Here is a 17426-nt window from a genome sequence, read left to right as displayed (position 1 = left end):
CCCCTGCCGCGCCGCGTGGCGAGAACGCCGGCCGCGCGCCTGCCCCACCCGGGTTGGCATGCAAACTGCTTGTGGGTTGCAATCAACTCATACCTCGGGTTGCACCCGATGATCCGCGGCGACACCAGAAAGTACATTCCGTCATTTGCGCGTCACAGGCACCAAGACAATGGGTTCGACCACCCTCGGAATCAAAGTAGACGAAGCGTTCCGCGCACGCCTGCGCGGCGCCGCGGAAGCGCTGGGCCGCACGCCCCACTGGTTCATCAAGCAGGCGGTCTTGAGCGCCATTGAGAAGGTGGAGGGCGGGCTGGTGGCCGGCCGCGTGCTCGGCGCCGGTGAATTGGGCACCGCTCTGGACGGTCCCGCGCACATGGAATGTGCAACCCAGATCTTCGAGGCTGCACCGCAAGTACAACCTTTTCTGGAATTCGCGCAGTCGGTGGCGCCCCAGTCCGTGCGCCGGGCCGCCATCACCGCCGCGTACCGCCGGCCCGAACCGGAATGCCTGCCGATGCTGATCGGCGAGGCGCGGCTGCCGCAGGCCGAGGCGCACAAGGCCAGTGAACTGGCCCGCAAGCTGGTTCTCGCCTTGCGTTCCAAGCGCGCCAGCGGCGGGGTCGAGGGATTGCTGCAGGAGTTTTCCCTCTCCAGCCAGGAAGGCGTGGCCCTGATGTGCCTGGCCGAGGCGCTGCTGCGCATCCCGGACCGCGCCACGCGCGATGCGCTCATCCGCGACAAGATCAGCCAGGGCGACTGGCAGGCCCATGTGGGCCATTCGCCCTCGATGTTCGTCAACGCCGCGGCGTGGGGGCTGCTGCTGACCGGCAAGCTGGTGGCCACCAGCAGCGAGAAGTCCCTGGGTTCCGCCCTCACGCGGCTGATCGGCAAGGGGGGCGAGCCCCTGGTGCGCAAGGGCGTGGACATGGCCATGCGGGTGATGGGCGAACAGTTCGTCACCGGCGAGACCATCGGCGATGCGCTGGCCAACAGCCGCAAGTTCGAGGCCAAGGGCTTTCGCTACTCCTACGACATGCTGGGCGAGGCGGCCACGACGGCGGAGGATGCGCAGCGCTACTTCTCGCTGTACGAGCAGGCCATTCATGCCATCGGCCGCGCCAGCGCGGGCCGGGGCATCTACGAGGGGCCGGGCATTTCGATCAAGCTGTCGGCCCTGCATCCGCGCTACAGCCGCGCCCAGCACGAGCGCGTGATGGCCGAGCTGCTGCCGCGCGTGCGCGAGCTGGCCCTGCTGGCGCGGCGGTACGACATCGGCATGAACATCGACGCCGAGGAGGCCGACCGGCTCGAAATCTCGCTGGATCTGCTGGAAGCCCTCTGCTTCGACGCCGATCTCCAGGGTTGGGACGGCATCGGCTTCGTGGTGCAGGCCTACCAGAAGCGCTGCCCCTTCGTCATCGACTATCTGGTCGAGCTCGCGCGGCGCTGCCAGCGCCGGCTGATGGTGCGCCTGGTCAAGGGCGCCTATTGGGACAGCGAGATCAAGCGCGCGCAGATCGACGGCCTGGAGGACTACCCGGTCTTCACGCGCAAGGTGCACACCGACGTCTCCTACCTGGCCTGCGCGCGGCGCCTGCTGGATGCGCCGCAGCAGGTCTACCCCCAGTTCGCCACCCACAACGCCTACACCCTGGCCGCCATCCACCAGATGGCCGGCCCCAACTATCACCCCGGCCGCTACGAGTTCCAGTGCCTGCACGGCATGGGCGAGCCGCTGTACGAGGAGGTGGTCGGCCCCGTCGCCGAGGGCAAGCTGGCCCGGCCCTGCCGCATCTACGCGCCGGTGGGCACGCACGAGACGCTGCTGGCCTACCTGGTGCGCCGCCTGCTGGAAAACGGCGCCAACACCTCGTTCGTCAACCAGATCGCCGACCCGAAGGTGCCGGTCGATGCGCTGATCGCCGACCCCGTGGCGGTGGCCGAGCGCATCGTGCCCGTCGGCGCGCCGCACGATCGCATCGCGCTGCCGGCCGATCTGTACCGCGACGATCAGGGGCGCGGCCGTGCCAATTCGCCGGGGCTGGACCTGAGCAACGAGCAGCGCCTGGCCTCGCTCGCGTCCGCGCTGCTCGCCGGCGTGGCGCAGGCATGGCGCGCCGCGCCGGCGGGCGCCGAATGGGACGAGGCACGCGCCCAGCCGGTGCGCAACCCGGCCGACCGGCGCGACGTGGTGGGCCAGGTCATCGAGGCCACCGAGGCGGAGGTCGACCGCGCGCTCGCCGCCGCCGCGGCCGAGTGGCCGATCTGGCAATCCACCCCGGTGGAGCAGCGCGCCCAGTGCCTGGAGCGCGCCGCGCAGGCGCTGGAGGCGCAGATGCAGCCGCTGCTGGGCCTGATCGTGCGGGAGGCCGGCAAGACCCTGCCCAACGCCATCGCGGAGCTGCGCGAGGCGATCGACTTCCTGCGCTACTACGCCGCCCAGGCCCGCGCCGAGTTGACGGCCGGCAGCGCCCGCCCGCTGGGGCCGGTGGCCTGCATCAGCCCGTGGAATTTCCCGCTGGCCATCTTCACCGGCCAGGTGGCCGCCGCGCTGGCGGCCGGCAACGTGGTGCTGGCCAAGCCGGCCGAGCAGACGCCGCTGGTGGCCGCGCGCATGGTCGCGCTGCTGCACGAGGCCGGCATTCCGCCCGGCGCCGTGCAGTTGCTGCCCGGCCAGGGCGAGAGCGTCGGCGCGCGGCTGGTGGCGGACGAGCGCGTGCGCGGCGTCATGTTCACGGGATCGACCGATGTGGCGCGCCACATCGCGCGCACGCTGGCCGACCGGCTGGACGAGGCCGGGCACACCATCCCGCTGATCGCCGAGACCGGAGGCCAGAACGCGATGGTGGTCGACTCCTCCGCATTGGCCGAGCAGGTCGTGCTCGACGTGCTGCAGTCGGCCTTCGATTCGGCCGGCCAGCGCTGCTCCGCGCTGCGCCTGCTGTGCGTGCAGGAAGAGATCGCCGACCGCCTGCTGCACATGCTGCGCGGCGCCCTGCGCGAGCTGGCGGTGGGCAACCCCGACCGCCTCGCCACCGACGTGGGGCCCGTGATCGACGAGGCGGCCCGCGAGGGGCTGGAGCGGCACGTCGCCGCCATGCGGGCCAGCGGCTGCGCCGTGGAGCGCCTGCCGCTGCCGCAGGCCAGCGCGGCGGGCAGCTTCGTCGCGCCCACGCTGATCGAGATCGCCGATCCGGCGCAGCTCGCGCATGAAGTCTTCGGCCCCGTGCTGCATGTGGTGCGCTACCGCCGCGAGCAACTGCCGGCCCTGCTCGACGGCATCAACGCCACCGGCTACGGGCTGACCTTCGGCCTGCACACCCGGATCGACGAAACCATCGCGCAGGTCCTGGCGCGGGTGCGCGCGGGCAACGTCTACATCAACCGCAACGTGGTCGGCGCCGTGGTCGGCGTGCAGCCCTTCGGGGGCGAGGGGCTGTCGGGCACCGGGCCCAAGGCCGGCGGCCCGCTGTATCTGCACCGCCTGCTGGCGGGCGGGGCCGAGCCGGCGCTGCGCACGGACGAGGCGCAGGTGCTGCCCGGCCCCACGGGCGAGCGCAACGTCTACAGCCTGGCGCCGCGCGGCACCGTGCTGTGCGTGGCGGCCACGCCCGAGGGCGCCCAGGCCCAGTGGGCGGCGCTGCGCCCGCTGGGCAACCGGGCGCTGTGGCAGGACACGCCGGCCGCCCGCGCGTTCGTCGCCGCGCTGCCCGAGGCCGACCGCGCCGCCTGCGGCTTCGTGGCCGAGGCCGCGCTGGACGGCGCGGACTTCGACGCCGTGCTGTTCGAGGGCGACCCCGATGCGCTGCGCGCGCTCAACCAGCGCATGGCCGCGCGCGGCGGGCCGATTCTGCCGGTGCAGGGCCTCGCCGCCGGCGACCTCGCCGGCGGACGCGCCCGCTACGAACGCGCGCGCCTCGTGACCGAGCGCTGCGTCAGCACCAACACGGCCGCCGCCGGCGGCAATGCCTCGCTGATGACCATCGGATGAGCCCCCGTTTTCCGTTCCCCCCACCCTGCGGTCTCACGACCGCATCGATTTCCAACCCCCAAGAAATAGGAGTTTCGTCATGAACATCAATCGCCGCCACACCCTCGCATGCGCCGCGCTGGCCTTGGCCGGCCTGAGCACTCAAGCCCAGGCCCAGGATGCCGTGCGTATGGGCGCCGTGCTGTCGCTGACCGGATCCAACGCCACCGTCGGCGAGGACGTGCGCCGTGCCGTGGCGCTGGCCGCAGAGAAAGTCAACGCCCAGGGCGGTGTGCTGGGCAAGAAGTTCGACGTGGTCATCGAGGACTCCGGCGGCAACGCGACCACGGCCCTGAACGCCGCGCGCAAGCTGGCCACGGTGGACAAGGTGCCGGTGGTGATCGGCGAATACTCCTCCGGCATCACGCTGCCGATGGCGCAGTACCTGGTCAAGGAGGGCGTCACGCACATCAACATCGCCAGCACCAGCGTCAAGATCCGCGACCTGGGCGCGACCTCGTTCAACCTCATCGGCCTGGAGAACCTGGGCAACAAGTTCTCCGCCGCCGACGCCTGGGCGCTGGGCTACCGCAACGTCGCCATGCTGGCGCCGAACAACGCCTACGGCCAGGGCGTGGCCCACGGCTTCAGGGAGGAATTCGAGAAGCTCGGCGGCAAGATCCTGACCGAACTGCTCTACACGCAGGGGCAATCGACCTACCGCCGCGAACTCCAGCAGATGTCGCGCAGCAACCCCGACGCGTACATCTACACCGCCTACGGCCAGGAGTCCGCCGTCATCAACCGTGAAGCCTTCGAGCTGGGCCTGCGCCAGAAGCCGTGGTACGCGATCCTGCTGAGCATGAGCCTGTCCGACACGCCGGCCGACATCGCCAAGGGCCAGCTGGGCATGGAGGTGGGCAATGTCTACGGCGACGCCGGCAAGGCCTACGCGGAGGCCTTCGCCGCCAAATACAAGGAAGGCATGAAGACCTCGTACACCGGCTATGCCTACGATGCCGTGATGCTGACGGCCGCCGCCATCAACAAGGCCAAGTCCGCCGAGCCCGCCGCCGTGCAGGCCGCGCTCAAGGAGATCGGCAAGGGCGGCTTCGTGGGCGTGACCGGCCCGATCGTCTTCGACGCCGACCGCCAGCGCATCGATCCGCCCTACGCCAAGCTGAAGTTCGACGGCAAGGTCGTTCCGCGCTGAGCATGATCGCCGCGCCGCCGCCCGCGAGGGGGCGGCGCCTCGCGCCATGCCAGTCATTCATTTCCATCCGCCCCGTCACGGCTGAGACATGCTTCAACTTCTCATCGACACGCTTCTCCGGGCCTCGGACCTGGCGCTGATCGCGCTGGGGCTGAGCCTGGTCTACGGCCTGGTCAAGTTCCCCAACATCGCGCACGTCCAGACCGCGATGGTGGGCGCCTACCTGACCTTCGCGAGCCATGCCGCCGGCCTGCCGCTCATTCCCTCCATCGCGCTGGGCAGCGCGGCCGCCGGCCTGCTCACGCTGGCGCTGCATCAACTGGTGTTCCAGCGGCTGCTGCGGGCCGGCCCCGCCATCGCCATGATCGGCTCGCTGGCCGTCGCCATGCTGGTGATTGCCGGCGTGCAGGGCTTCGCGGGCTCCTTCCCGCGCATGTTCAACCTCCCGCTGGCGCAGCCGCTGGTCATCGGCGGCGCGCGGCTGTCGCAGACGCAGCTGTGGTCGGTCTCGACCACGGCCGTGCTGCTGGCGCTGTTCGCGCTGCTGCTGTTCGGCACGCGCACGGGCCGTGCCTTGCGCGCGCTGGCCTCCAATCCGGCGCTGGCGGCCGCCTCGGGCCTGCGGGCGGCGCGCCTGACGCTGGCGGTGAGCTTCGCCAGCGGCGCCATGGCCGGGCTCGGCGGCGGGCTGCTGGCGCTGTCGACCGGCGCGCACGTGCAGTTGGGCAACGACCTGCTGCTGCCGGTGTTCGCCGCCGCCATTCTCGGCGGCCTGGGCAACCCGCTCGGCGCCGTGGCCGGCGCGGTGCTGATCGCGCTCACCGAGACCCTCGTCACCAACGTCAACTTCGGATGGCTGCTGGGCCGCGACCTGGCCTTCATGCCGGTCGCCTACATCGGCGCGGCGTCCTTCCTCATCCTGCTGCTGGCGCTGCTGTTCAAACCCTACGGCCTGTTCGATCGCGAGGTGCGCCGTGTCTGAGTTCATCATCTCCACCCTCACCGTCGCCGGCATCTACGGCCTGATGGCGCTGGGCCTCAACCTCCAGGCCGGCTATGCGGGCCTGCTCAACTTCGGCCACATCGCCTTCGCCGGACTCGGCGCCTACGCCACCGGCATCACCGTGCAGGCTGGCGGCTCGCCCTGGCTGGGCGCGGGCATCGGCGTGCTGCTGGCCATGGCGCTGGGCTGGTGCATCGCCCGGCTCGGGCGCCAGCTCGGCGCGGACTACTGGGGCATCGCCACGCTGGCGATCGCCGAGATCCTGCGCACCGTCGCCACCAACGAGGGCTGGCTCACCGGCGGCGCCAACGGCATCGCGGCCATTCCCTCGCTGTTCGAGGGGTTGCCGCGCCCGTGGAACTCGGTGGCCTTCCTGGCGGCCGTGGCTGTGCTGCTGGCGGGGGCCGCATGGGCCGGCCGCCGACTGGGCAACGGCCGCTTCGGCCGCGCGCTGCGGCTGATGCGCGAGGAGCCGAAGCTGGCCGCCTGCATGGGCTACGACCTGGTGTCGCTGCGGTCGCGCGCCGTGATGAGCGGGGCCGCGCTGACGGCCATCGCCGGCTCGCTGTATGCCCACTACATGAGCTTCGCCGGGCCCGACTACATGCTGGCAGCGGAAACCTTCCTGCTCTGGACGATGCTGATGATCGGCGGGCTCGGCAACACCGCGGGCGTGCTGCTGGGGGTGCTGGTGGTGCAGGCGGCGCATGCGCTGGTGCCCTTCGCCAAGGACGCCTTCCATTTCTCGTCCGACACGGCGGGGGCCATGCGCATCGGCCTGATCGGCCTGATCCTGCTGGCCTGCCTGCTGTGGCGCAGCCAGGGCCTGCTGCCCGAGAAGATCCGGAGGATTGCATGAGCACGGGTTTCGAGAAGCCCCCCATTCTTCAGGTGGCCGGCCTGCGCAAGGCGTTCGGCGGCAATGTGGTGCTGGAGGGCGTGGACCTGGCCGTCGGGCGCGGCGAGATCGTCGGCCTGCTGGGCCCCAACGGCTCCGGCAAGAGCACGCTGCTGAACGTGGTCACCGGCTTCGAGGCCGCCGACCAGGGCGAAGTGCGGTTCGACGGCCGCCGCATCGAACGCCTGCCCGCCCACCGCATCGTCGCCCAGGGGATCGCGCGTACCTTCCAGCTGCCCTCCATGCCGACGAAGATGTCGGTCATGGAGGTCGCCATGGCGGCGTCGACCGCGCGCCACGGCGTGTGGGACACGCTGCTGCGGCCGCGCGCCGAGCGCCGGGCCGAGCAGGCCGCGCGCGACAAGGCGGCGCGGCTGCTGTCCGAGCTGCTGCTCGAACCCGTGCGCGACCTGCCGGCCTCCGCCCTCTCGGGCGGGCAGAAGAAGCTGCTGGGCATCGTGTGCGCGCTGATGGGCGACCCCGGCATGCTGATGCTCGACGAGCCCACCGCCGGCGTGCACCCCAACCTGCGCAACGACATCGTCCAGGCCCTGCTGAAACTCAATGCCGCCGGCATGACGCTGGTGGTGGTGGAGCACGACATGCATTTCATCCAGTCCCTGTGCACCCGCTGCGTGGTGCTCGACCGCGGCCACATCGTGGCCAGCTGCCGGCCCGACGAGCTGGCCTCCAACGCGCGCGTGCTGGAAGCCTACCTGGGCGCCGCCGCGCACGCGCCGGCCGAGGAGTCCGCCGCATGATCGAGGTGCAGGACGTGGTCGCCGGCTACAGCGCCGAGGTCGACATTCTCAAAGGCATTTCGCTGCACGCCGGCAGCTGCGAGATCGTGACGCTGCTGGGGCCCAACGGCTGCGGCAAGTCGACGCTGCTCAAGACCATCGCCGGCTTCCTGCTGCCGCGCGAGGGGCGCGTGGCGATCGGCGGCGCCGACGTCTCGCAGCGCCCGGCGCCCTACAAGGTGCGGCACCTGGGCGTCGGCTTCGTTCCGCAGACCGAGAACGTGTTCAGCGTGCTCTCGGTGCGCGAGAACCTCCAGGTCGGCGGGCACTACCTGGACGGCGCGACCGTGAAGGCCCGCATCGCGGAACTGTGCGCGCTGTACCCCCTGCTCGGGCGCAAGCTCGGCGCGCCGGCCGCCTCGCTTTCGGGCGGCGAGCGCCAGATCCTCGCGCTGGCGCGGGCGCTGATGCCCCGGCCGCGCGTGCTGCTGCTGGACGAGCCTTCGGCGGGCCTCTCGCCCAAGATGCTGCACGAGGTGTTCGAGGCCATCGTGCGCGTGCGCGAGCAGGAGGGCATCACCGTGCTGATGGTCGAGCAGAACGCGATGGAGGCGCTGCGCATTTCCGACCGCGCCTACGTGCTCTCGATGGGCAAGGTGGCCCTGCAGGGCAATGCGGCCGAATTGCTGCGCGACCCGCAGATGCGCGAGCTGTACCTGGGCGGAAGAGCGCACTGACGCCGGCCGAGAACCGTCCCGGCGCTGGCGCCATCGGCGCGGGCCACATCCGTCATGCCCGGCGCCGGCCGGGCGGCCATTCGTCATTTGCAAGCCAAATCGGCCTCCAGCGCCCAGCCAGCAAGCGCTGGCAGCTATCGTTTAGATAGTCAACGTGCCGCGTTCAGCGTGGCGCGCGTGGCCAGCGCGGCGGCGCGCGCGGCCTCGGCGAAGTCCGCCCCGCCGCTGGCGTACAGGATGGCGCGCGAGCTGTTGACGATGATGGGGCCGTCCGCGCGCAGCCCCGCGCGCACCGTGGCCGCGGCGTCGCCGCCCTGCGCGCCCACGCCGGGGATCAAGAGCGGCAGCGTCGGCGCCAGCGCGCGCACGCGCTCGATCTCCTGCGGGTAGGTCGCGCCCACCACCAGGCCGAGCTGGCCGTTCAGGTTCCACGGCCCCTGCGCCAGCCGCGCGACGTGCTCGTACAGGCGCGGCGCGCCTTCCACGCTGGCCAGGCGCTGGTTCTGCAAATCGTCGCCGCCGGGGTTGGAGGTGCGGCACAGCAGGAAGGCGCCCTTGCCCTCGTACTGGAGGTAGGGCGCCACCGAGTCGAAGCCCATGAAAGGCGAGAGCGTCACCGCGTCGGCGCCGTAGCGCTCGAACGCCTCGCGCGCGTATTGCTCGGCGGTGCTGCCGATGTCGCCGCGCTTGGCGTCCAGGATGACGGGCACGCGCGGCGCCACGGCGCGCATGTGCGCCATCAGGCGCTCCAACTGCGGCTCGGCGCGGTGCGCGGCGAAGTAGGCGATCTGCGGCTTGAAGGCGATCGCCAGGTCGGCCGTGGCCTCGACGATGCGGGCGCAGAAGGCGTACAGCCCCTCGGCGTCGCGCGCGATGCCGGCCGGAAAGCGCGCAGGCTCCGGGTCGAGGCCGACGCAGAGCATGGAGTCGTTGGCGCGCGCGGCCTCGCGCAGCTGGTCGAGGAAGGTCATGGCGGGGAATTCTAGGCGGCGCCCCTAGAATGGCCGCCGCCCTTTCCCATTCAACGCGAGCACCGCATGACGAAACCCGACCGCAAGCCCCAGGTTCCCAATTTCTCCTCCGGCCCCTGCGCCAAGCGCCCCGGCTACGACGTCGCCAAGCTGGACCTGTCGGCGCTGGGCCGCTCGCACCGCAGCAGCCTGGGCAAGAAGCTGCTGGGCGCCTGCTGCACCGAGACGGCGCGCATCCTCGGCCTGCCGGCGGGCTGGCGCGTGGCGGTGGTGCCGGCCTCGGACACCGGCGCGGTGGAGATGGCGATGTGGTCGCTGCTGGGCGCGCGCCCGGTGGACATGCTGGCCTGGGAATCGTTCGGCAGCGGCTGGGTCACCGACGTGGTGAAGCAGCTCAAGCTGAAGGACGCGCGCAAGCTGGAGGCCGGCTACGGCGACATCGTTGACCTGGCGCAGGTGGACTTCGCGCATGACGTGGTCTTCACCTGGAACGGCACCACCAGCGGCGTGCGCGTGCCCGACGGCGACTGGATTCCCGACGACCGCGCCGGCCTGACGATCTGCGACGCCACCAGCGCCGTGTTCGCCATGGCGCTGCCCTGGCACAAGCTGGACGTGGTGACCTACTCGTGGCAGAAGGTGCTGGGCGGCGAAGGCGGCCACGGCATGCTGATCCTGGGGCCGCGCGCGGTGGAGCGGCTTCAGAGCTACAGCCCGCCCTGGCCGCTGCCCAAGATCTTCCGCCTGACCTCGGGCGGCAAGCTGAGCGAAGGGCTGTTCAAGGGCGAGACCATCAACACGCCCAGCATGCTGTGCGTGGCCGACTACCTGGACGCGCTGAAGTGGTGCGAAAGCGTGGGCGGCGTGCCCGGCACCATCGCGCGCAGCCAGGCCAACCTGAAGGTGGTGGAGGACTTTGTGGCCGCCCACCCGTGGATCGGCTTCCTCGCCAGGACGCCCGCCACGCGCTCCAACACCAGCGTGTGCCTGACGCTCGACCTGGCCGAAGACAAGGTCAAGGCGCTGGTCAAGCTGCTGGAGGCCGAGGGCGTGGCCTACGACATCGGCTCGTACAAGGACGCGCCGCCCGGCATCCGCATCTGGTGCGGCGCCACGGTGGAGCAGAGCGACCTGGAGGCGCTGATGCCCTGGCTGGCCTGGGGCTACGAGCAGGTGAAGTAAGCGGGTTTTCAGGTCAAATCGGCCTCCAGCGCCCGCCCATCAAGCGTGGGCAGCTATAAAAACAGGAGACAAGCGGTGTTCCCCATCAAGACCTACAACGCCATCTCGCCCAAGGGCCTGGCGCTTTTCGACCCGGCGCGCTACGCCGTCGGCGCCGACGCGGCCGAGCCGCAGGCGGTGCTGCTGCGCAGCCACAAGCTGCACGGCGCGCCGGTGCCCGCGTCGCTGCTGGCGGTGGCGCGCGCCGGCGCCGGCGTCAACAACATCCCGGTGGAGGACTACGGCCGGCGCGGCATCGTCGTCTTCAACACGCCCGGCGCCAACGCCAACGCGGTGAAGGAGCTGGTGCTGGCCGGCATGCTGCTGGCCGCGCGCGGCATCCTGCCCGGCATCGCCTACGCGCAGTCGCTGGGCAGCATGCAGGACGCCGCCGCCATGCACGCGCTGCTGGAGCAGGAGAAGAGCCGCTTCGCCGGCAGCGAGCTGCGCGGCAAGACGCTGGGCATCGTCGGCCTGGGCGCCATCGGCTCGATGCTGGCCGACGCCGCGCTGGCGCTGGGCATGAAGGTGCTGGGGCACGACCCGGCCCTGTCGATCGATGCCGCCTGGCGCCTGTCCAACGCCGTGCAGCGTATCGACAGCCTGCCCGCCCTGCTGGCGCGCGCCGACTACGTGAGCCTGCACGTGCCGGCCATCGACGCCACGCGCGGCATGGTGGGCGCCGAGGCGCTGGCGCAGGCCAAGCCCGGCATGGTGCTGCTGAACTTCGCGCGCGAGAGCGTCGTCGATCCGGCTGCCGTGCTGCAATCGCTGGCCGCCGGGCGGCTGGGGCGCTACGTGTGCGACTTCCCCGAGCCGGGCTTCGCCGACCAGCCCAGGGTCATCGCCATGCCGCACATCGGCGCCAGCACCGAGGAGTCGGAGGAGAACTGCGCGGTGATGGCGGCCGGGCAGCTGATCGACTTCCTGGAGCACGGCCACATCACCAACAGCGTGAACTACCCCGCCGTGCGCATGGACCGCACGCCCGGCGCCACGCGCATCACCTTCGCCAACGACAACGTGGCCGGCGTGCTGGGCCACGTGCTGTCGGTGCTGGCCGAAGCCCAGGTCAACGTGATCGACATGAGCAACCGCAGCCAGGGCGCGCTGGCCTACAACATCATCGACGTGGCCAGCCGGCCGGGCGATGCGGCGCTGGCGGCCATCGCGGCGGTGCCGCACGTGATCCGGGTGCGGGTGATCCAAGGAAAAGCGTCCCCATAAGGTCCGTCGAGCCACGGACGCACAGAATTCACCCGCCGATCGCTCCCGCAAGGTCAAGAACCCCTGCCAGCGGGCTCTTCCTTCGATTGTGGTTGGAATCGGCCCTCAGCGCCCGCCTGTCAAGCGCTGGCAGCTATCAAAACAAAAGCAAAGGGCTGGCACGCCTACGCGGCGATACGGCAGCGCGAAGGCCATCAAGCAGTCGCCGACCACCAGCTGACGCGCCGCGCCGGCGCCCGGCACCGCCACGATCAGCGCCGCGCACCAACGCGACATGCGGGCCGCCATCGAGGCCATACCATGATCCAGGTGCGGGTGGTTCGAGGTCGTGCGCACGACCACCCGCCCCTGCCGTTTTGCCCCCCATCACAACCAGGAGACCACCTTGCACCCATTCGCTTCACGCGGCATCCCGTCGCCCCGCCTGCTCCTCTGCGGCCTGGCCGCTGCCGTGCTAACCGCTTGCGGCGGCTCGGGCGACGACCCCAATTCCATCACCACCGACCAGGGCGTCGTGGTGGGCAGCGAGACCGCCGGCTACCGGCAGTTCCTGGGCATTCCCTACGCGGCGGCGCCGACCGGCGCGTTGCGCTGGCAGCCGCCGCAGCCGGCCGCCGCCTGGGCCGGAGAACGGGCCGCGACGCAGTTCGCCCCCCACTGCCCGCAGCCGGCCACGCCTTTCGGCACGGCCAGCACGTCCGAGGACTGCCTGTACCTGAACGTCTATACGCCCAAGACCGGCAAGGGACCGTTCCCGGTGATGTTCTGGATCCACGGCGGCGCGCTCATCTACGGCGAAAGCAACGAATACGACCCCACCGCGCTGGTGAGCCAGGGCGTGGCCGTGGTCACCATCAACTACCGGCTGGGGCCGCTGGGCTTCCTCGCGCACGCGGCGCTGTCCGCCGAGCAGGGCGGCGCCTCGGGCAACTACGGGCTGATGGACCAGCAGGCCGCGCTCAGGTGGGTCAAGGCCAACATCGCGGCCTTCGGCGGCGACCCGGCCAACGTCACCGTGTTCGGCGAATCGGCGGGCGGCCTGTCCACCCATTCGCAGCTCGTCTCGCCGCTGGCGGCAGGGCTGTTCCACAAGGCCATCGTCCAGAGCGGGGCCTACACCCTCACCCTGCCGACACTGGCCCAGGCCGAGGCCATCGGCGAGGGCTTTGCCGCCGACGCCGGCTGCACGGACCAGAGCGCCACCTGCCTGCGCGCGCTGCCCCTGGACACCGTGATGGCCCATGCGGCCAAGGTCCACGGCGGCTCCCAACTGCCCACGGAGGACGGCAAGGTGCTGCCGGCCAGCTATGCGCAGGCGTTCGCCAGCGGCAGCTTCAACAAGGTGCCCGTCATCGAAGGCAGCAACCAGCACGAATACAGCATGCTGTCGGCCTTCGTGACCGACACCGTGCTGGGCCGGGAAATCAACGCCAGCGAATACGAATCGACCGTGCGCGCCCAGTTCGGCGCCCTCGCGGACGCGCTGCTGGCGCTCTACCCGGTGACCATCACGCCGGCCTGGGCCTACGACAGCCTGCTGACCGACGCCGGGTTCGCCTGCAATGGCCGCAAGGCCGCGCAGCTCATCGCCGCCCAGGGCCAGCCGGTGTACGCCTACGAGTTCGCCGACGCCGACGCGCCGATGGTGTTCGACGTGCCCGCGCGCGTGAACGGCTTCGGCGCCTACCACGCGTCGGAAATCCAGTACGTCTGGCCGAAGCAGCAAACGATCTACCACGGCGCGCCGTTCACCGCGGCGCAGACCGATCTGTCGGCCAGGATGGTGGCGTACTGGGCGCAGTTCGCCAAGACCGGCAACCCCAACGTGGCGGGCAACCCGAACTGGCCGGCATACACGCAAGCCAACGACACCTACCTGACTCTGGCGCCGAGCGCCATCGCGCCCAGCACCACCTTCGGCGCCGAGCATCAGTGCGCCGTGTGGACGCCGGGCGTCTGACGGCGCGAGTTCTACGTCAAATCAGCCTCCAGCGCCCGTCTGACGGGCGCTGGCAGCTATTAAAAAGTAGCTCCAAGCCTACGGCTTGCTCGGCAGCGCAAACGCCATCAGGTAGTCGCCCACCACCGGCGAGCGCGCCGCGCCGCCGACCGACACCACCACGTACTGCCGCTGATCGACGGGCGAGATGTAGGTCATCGGCGTGGCGCTGGAGCCGACGGGCAGCGCGTATTTCCACAGCTCCTGGCCGGTCGCGGCGTCGTAGGCGCGCAGGTAGTAGTCCTGCGTGCCGGCGAAGAACACCAGGCCGCCGGCGGTGGTCGAGGTGCCGGCGTAGGTGGGCATGCCCAGGGTCAGGGGCAGGCGCAGCTTGATGCCCAGCGGGCCCAGCTCCTCGGCGGTGCCGGCGGGCACCTGCCAGGCGATCTGGCGGCTGTCGAGGTCGATGGCCGTCACCGTGCCCAGCGGCGGCTCCAGGCAGGGCACGCCCAGCGCGGAGTTCCAGATGCCGGTCAGCACGCCGTAGGGCGTGCCTTCCATCGGCGCCAGGCCGTGGCCGTCGGGGGTGGGCTTGCGCACCTTGGCGATGGCCTCGTACTCGGCGCGCTTGATGAGCCGGCGGGTGTTGGGCAGGCGGATGTCGTTCACGAACAGGCGGCGGTTCTCGGGGTCGTAGGAAGCGCTGCCCCAGTTCATGCCGCCCAGCGCGCCGGGCATGGACAGGCTCCAGTCCAGCCCGGGCTGGGTGAAGTCGCCGTCGTAGCGCAGCTTCTTGAAGTCGATGCGGCAGATGAGCTGGTCGAACATGGTCATGCCCCAGGCCGAGGCCTCGGAGAGGCGCGGCTTGCCGATGAGCGGCATGCCGGAGTACGGCTGGGTCGGGGCGACGGTGTTCTCGGGGATGGCACCGCTGGTGGTCACGGGGCGCTCCTCCACCTTGACGATGGGCTCGCCGCTGCGGCGGTCGAGCGCGAAGATCTGGCCGCGCTTGGTGAAGGCCAGCACCGCCGGCACCGTCTGGCCCTGGTCGTTCTTCATGTCGAGCAGCGCGGGCTGCGAGGGGATGTCGTAGTCCCACAGATCGTGGTGGGTGGTCTGGAACGACCATTTCGGCCTGCCGGTGCGGGCGTCCAGCGCCACCAGCGCGGCGTTGTACTTCAGCGATTCCTTCGGGCGGTCGGCGTTGTAGTAGTCGGTGCCGGCGTTGCCCATGGGCGCGTAGATCAGCTCCAGCGCCGGGTCGTAGGCGGCGTGGGTCCACATGTTGGGCGTGCCCAGGGTGTAGCTGTTGCCGTTCACCGGGTCCTTGGCGACCTCGGGGTTGCCGGGGTCCCAGGCCCAGAGCAGCGCGCCGCTGCGCACGTCGAAGGCGCGCACCGCGCCGGCGGGCTCGCCGATCTTCTGGTTGTCGGAGATCCAGCCGCCCACCACGATGCGCTCGCCCGCGATCAGCGGCGCCGAGGTCTGGTAGTAGTAGCCGGGGCCGATCTCGCCCATGCGCTCGCGCAGGTTCACCACGCCGCCGTTGCCGAAGCCGGGGCACAGGGCGCCGGTCTTGGCGTCCAGCGCGAACAGCCGGCCGTCCACGGTGTTGCCGATGATGCGGGCGGCGCAGGCCTGGCCGGCCGGCGCGGCCGCGTCCTTGTGGTAGCCCAGGCCGCGGCAGCGCGCCCAGGCGTAGGTGGAGGCCTTGGCCTCGAACAGCCACTCGCGCTCGCCGGTGGTGGCGTTGATGGCGTGCACGGCGTTCTGCGGCGTGCAGGCGTACAGCGTGTTGCCGATTTGCAGCGGGGTGTTCTGGTCGGCGGAGTTGGGGATCTTCGTGTCGCGGCCGGTGCGGTAGGTCCAGGCCGGTTGCAGGTTCTTCACGTTGTCGCGGTTGATCTGCGTGAAGGGCGCGTAGCGCACGCCGAAGGTGTCGCGGCCGTAGGCCGTCCAGTCGCTCGGCGTGTTGGCGGGCTGGGCGATCTTGTAGTCGCCGCTCTTCTGGGCCGCCACCTCGGGCACCGCCATGAAGGCGCGCGCGAAGAAGCCGGCGAAGGCGACCAGGCCGACCAGGCTCCACAGCCGCATGGACTTCAGCGACGCGAACACCAGCGCCCCGACGAAGAACAGCCCCAGCGGCACCAGCAGGCGGGGGAACAGCCCCCAATACGCGGTGCCGACCTCGTAGAGCGACCACGCGACGGTGGCCAGCAGCGCGAGGCCGAGCAGCAGGACGGCCTTGGTGCTGCTCTTCCACATGAGGATGGCCGACACGGCATAGACCACGCCGATCAGCACGTAGTAGGGCGAGCCGCCCATGAACAGGAGCCGGGCGCCCATCGCGATGAGGAAAAGTGCGATGACGATCAGCACCACGGAAAAGAGCTTCCTGGCGAGCATGCGTTGTCCTTTTGATGAAATCCAGCAGTGAATGAAGCGAGGCACCGGCGGCGTCTTGATGCAAGTCAAGCCGAAGCGCCCCTGCGATTCTGCCGTGACGGCGGGCGCTCGCCAGAAGCCCCTACGCCCGCCTTCGGATTCCCAATGAAATCAGCCTCCAGCGCTTGCTGGACAAGCGCTGGCAGCTATCAAAAGAAAAGCGTCAGCCGAGCAGGCGCTGCATCGCCTCGCGGTACTTGGCGGCGGTCTGCGCGGTCACCTCGTCCGGCAGCCTGGGCGCCGGCGGCGTCTTGCCCCAGGGCCGGCCGTCGATGCGCACCGACTCCAGCCAGTCGCGCAGGAACTGCTTGTCGAAGCTGGGCGGGTTGTCGCCTTCGCGGTAGCTCTCGGCCGGCCAGTAGCGCGAGGAGTCGGGCGTCAGCACCTCGTCCATCAGCACCAGGGTGCCGGCGGCGTCCAGGCCGAACTCGAACTTGGTGTCGGCGATGATGATGCCCTTGGGCAGGGCGATGGCGGCGGCGCGCTCGTAGAGCTGGATGCTCACGTCGCGGATCTTCGCCGCCAGTTCGGGGCCGATCATCTCGACCGTGCGCTCGTAGCTGATGTTCTCGTCGTGCTCGCCCACCGCCGCCTTGGCCGCCGGCGTGTAGATGGGTTGGGGCAGCTTGCCGGCGTTCGCAAGGCCCGGCGGCAGCGGCACGCCGCAGACGGCCTGGCCGGCCTGGTACTCCTTCCAGCCGCTGCCGGCGAGGTACCCGCGCACCACGGCCTCCACCGGGATGGGCGTGAGGCGCTTGACCAGCATCGAGCGGCCGCGCACCTGCGCCGCTTCGCCCGGCGCCACCACGCTCTCGGGCACCTCCCCGGTCAGGTGGTTGGGCACGATGTCGCCCAGACGCTCGAACCACCACAGCGCCATCTGCGTCAGCAGCGCGCCCTTGCCGGGGATGGGCTCGCCCATGATCACGTCGAAGGCGCTGATGCGGTCGCTGGCGACCATCAGGATGCGGTCGTCGCCCACCGCATAGTTGTCGCGCACCTTGCCGCGCGCGAGCAGCGGCAGGCTGTGCAGGGCGGAGGTGTGGAGGGCGTCGCTCACGG

13 protein-coding genes are annotated in these 17426 nt (G+C 70.7%); 9 read left to right on the top strand and 4 right to left on the bottom strand.

Annotated elements, in window-relative coordinates:
- Positions 1-169: 169 nt before the first annotated feature.
- The 6 genes from putA (at position 170) to QM772_RS12415 (ending at position 8561) form a co-directional block, all read left to right on the top strand.
- Positions 170-3991 (top strand): trifunctional transcriptional regulator/proline dehydrogenase/L-glutamate gamma-semialdehyde dehydrogenase, encoded by a 3822-nt coding sequence (gene putA, locus QM772_RS12440; RefSeq protein ID WP_415136907.1) that lies wholly within the window; start codon positions 170-172, stop codon positions 3989-3991.
- Between the two features lie 79 nt (positions 3992-4070).
- Entirely contained in the window at positions 4071-5183 is a 1113-nt protein-coding gene (locus QM772_RS12435) for an ABC transporter substrate-binding protein (protein ID WP_415136905.1), read from the top strand.
- A gap of 88 nt (positions 5184-5271) precedes the next feature.
- Positions 5272-6165, top strand: a complete 894-nt coding sequence (locus QM772_RS12430) for a branched-chain amino acid ABC transporter permease (protein WP_415136903.1) — start codon at positions 5272-5274, stop codon at positions 6163-6165.
- Positions 6158-7045 carry a branched-chain amino acid ABC transporter permease gene (locus QM772_RS12425; RefSeq protein WP_415136901.1) on the top strand — a complete coding sequence of 296 codons (888 nt, stop codon included), beginning with the start codon at positions 6158-6160 and terminating at the stop codon, positions 7043-7045. Before QM772_RS12430 ends, QM772_RS12425 begins: the two co-directional genes overlap by 8 nt.
- On the top strand, positions 7042-7845 hold the full coding sequence (locus QM772_RS12420) for an ABC transporter ATP-binding protein (protein WP_415136899.1): 804 nt from the start codon (positions 7042-7044) through the stop codon (positions 7843-7845). Before QM772_RS12425 ends, QM772_RS12420 begins: the two co-directional genes overlap by 4 nt.
- Entirely contained in the window at positions 7842-8561 is a 720-nt protein-coding gene (locus QM772_RS12415; protein WP_415136897.1) for an ABC transporter ATP-binding protein, read from the top strand. The genes QM772_RS12420 and QM772_RS12415 overlap by 4 nt, the downstream gene beginning before the upstream one ends.
- A gap of 149 nt (positions 8562-8710) precedes the next feature.
- On the opposite strand, the gene pyrF is transcribed toward QM772_RS12415, so the two are convergent.
- Positions 8711-9532 carry an orotidine-5'-phosphate decarboxylase gene (gene pyrF, locus QM772_RS12410; RefSeq protein ID WP_415136895.1) on the bottom strand — a complete coding sequence of 274 codons (822 nt, stop codon included), beginning with the start codon at positions 9530-9532 and terminating at the stop codon, positions 8711-8713.
- Positions 9533-9598: 66 nt separating this feature from the next.
- Between pyrF and QM772_RS12405 the strand changes: the two genes are divergently transcribed.
- Together QM772_RS12405 and QM772_RS12400 are read left to right on the top strand one after the other, a co-directional pair.
- Positions 9599-10714: a phosphoserine transaminase gene (locus QM772_RS12405; protein WP_415136893.1), complete on the top strand. Its 1116-nt coding sequence runs from the start codon at positions 9599-9601 to the stop codon at positions 10712-10714.
- A 75-nt stretch (positions 10715-10789) separates the two neighbouring features.
- Positions 10790-11980, top strand: a complete 1191-nt coding sequence (locus QM772_RS12400; RefSeq protein ID WP_415136891.1) for a 3-phosphoglycerate dehydrogenase family protein — start codon at positions 10790-10792, stop codon at positions 11978-11980.
- Between the two features lie 105 nt (positions 11981-12085).
- Here the strand turns inward: QM772_RS12400 and QM772_RS12395 are convergent, their stop codons facing one another.
- Entirely contained in the window at positions 12086-12316 is a 231-nt protein-coding gene (locus QM772_RS12395) for a hypothetical protein (RefSeq protein WP_415136889.1), read from the bottom strand.
- A 49-nt stretch (positions 12317-12365) separates the two neighbouring features.
- Between QM772_RS12395 and QM772_RS12390 the strand changes: the two genes are divergently transcribed.
- Positions 12366-13940 (top strand): carboxylesterase/lipase family protein, encoded by a 1575-nt coding sequence (locus QM772_RS12390; protein ID WP_415136887.1) that lies wholly within the window; start codon positions 12366-12368, stop codon positions 13938-13940.
- Between the two features lie 78 nt (positions 13941-14018).
- Here the strand turns inward: QM772_RS12390 and QM772_RS12385 are convergent, their stop codons facing one another.
- Together QM772_RS12385 and QM772_RS12380 are read right to left on the bottom strand one after the other, a co-directional pair.
- Positions 14019-16325, bottom strand: a complete 2307-nt coding sequence (locus QM772_RS12385; protein WP_415136885.1) for a membrane-bound PQQ-dependent dehydrogenase, glucose/quinate/shikimate family — start codon at positions 16323-16325, stop codon at positions 14019-14021.
- Between the two features lie 202 nt (positions 16326-16527).
- Positions 16528-17424 (bottom strand): phosphoribosylaminoimidazolesuccinocarboxamide synthase, encoded by an 897-nt coding sequence (locus QM772_RS12380; protein WP_415136883.1) that lies wholly within the window; start codon positions 17422-17424, stop codon positions 16528-16530.
- Positions 17425-17426 lie beyond the last annotated feature (2 nt).

Origin of the sequence: Ottowia sp. (genome assembly GCF_047601385.1) — a bacterium.
Classification (GTDB): Bacteria; Pseudomonadota; Gammaproteobacteria; order Burkholderiales; family Burkholderiaceae_C; genus Ottowia.
The sequence above is the reverse complement of the archived record's forward strand: the minus strand, read 5'-3'. Positions and strand labels throughout refer to the sequence as shown.

Bases quoted from the DNA above. Each gene is read 5' to 3' on its own strand.
- putA (WP_415136907.1), top strand. From the start codon at position 170: ATGGGTTCGACCACCCTCGGAATCAAAGTAGACGAAGCGTTCCGCGCA.
- QM772_RS12435 (WP_415136905.1), top strand. From the start codon at position 4,071: ATGAACATCAATCGCCGCCACACCCTCGCATGCGCCGCGCTGGCCTTG.
- QM772_RS12430 (WP_415136903.1), top strand. From the start codon at position 5,272: ATGCTTCAACTTCTCATCGACACGCTTCTCCGGGCCTCGGACCTGGCG.
- QM772_RS12420 (WP_415136899.1), top strand. From the start codon at position 7,042: ATGAGCACGGGTTTCGAGAAGCCCCCCATTCTTCAGGTGGCCGGCCTG.
- QM772_RS12415 (WP_415136897.1), top strand. From the start codon at position 7,842: ATGATCGAGGTGCAGGACGTGGTCGCCGGCTACAGCGCCGAGGTCGAC.
- pyrF (WP_415136895.1), bottom strand. From the start codon at position 9,532: ATGACCTTCCTCGACCAGCTGCGCGAGGCCGCGCGCGCCAACGACTCC.
- QM772_RS12405 (WP_415136893.1), top strand. From the start codon at position 9,599: ATGACGAAACCCGACCGCAAGCCCCAGGTTCCCAATTTCTCCTCCGGC.
- QM772_RS12385 (WP_415136885.1), bottom strand. From the start codon at position 16,325: ATGCTCGCCAGGAAGCTCTTTTCCGTGGTGCTGATCGTCATCGCACTT.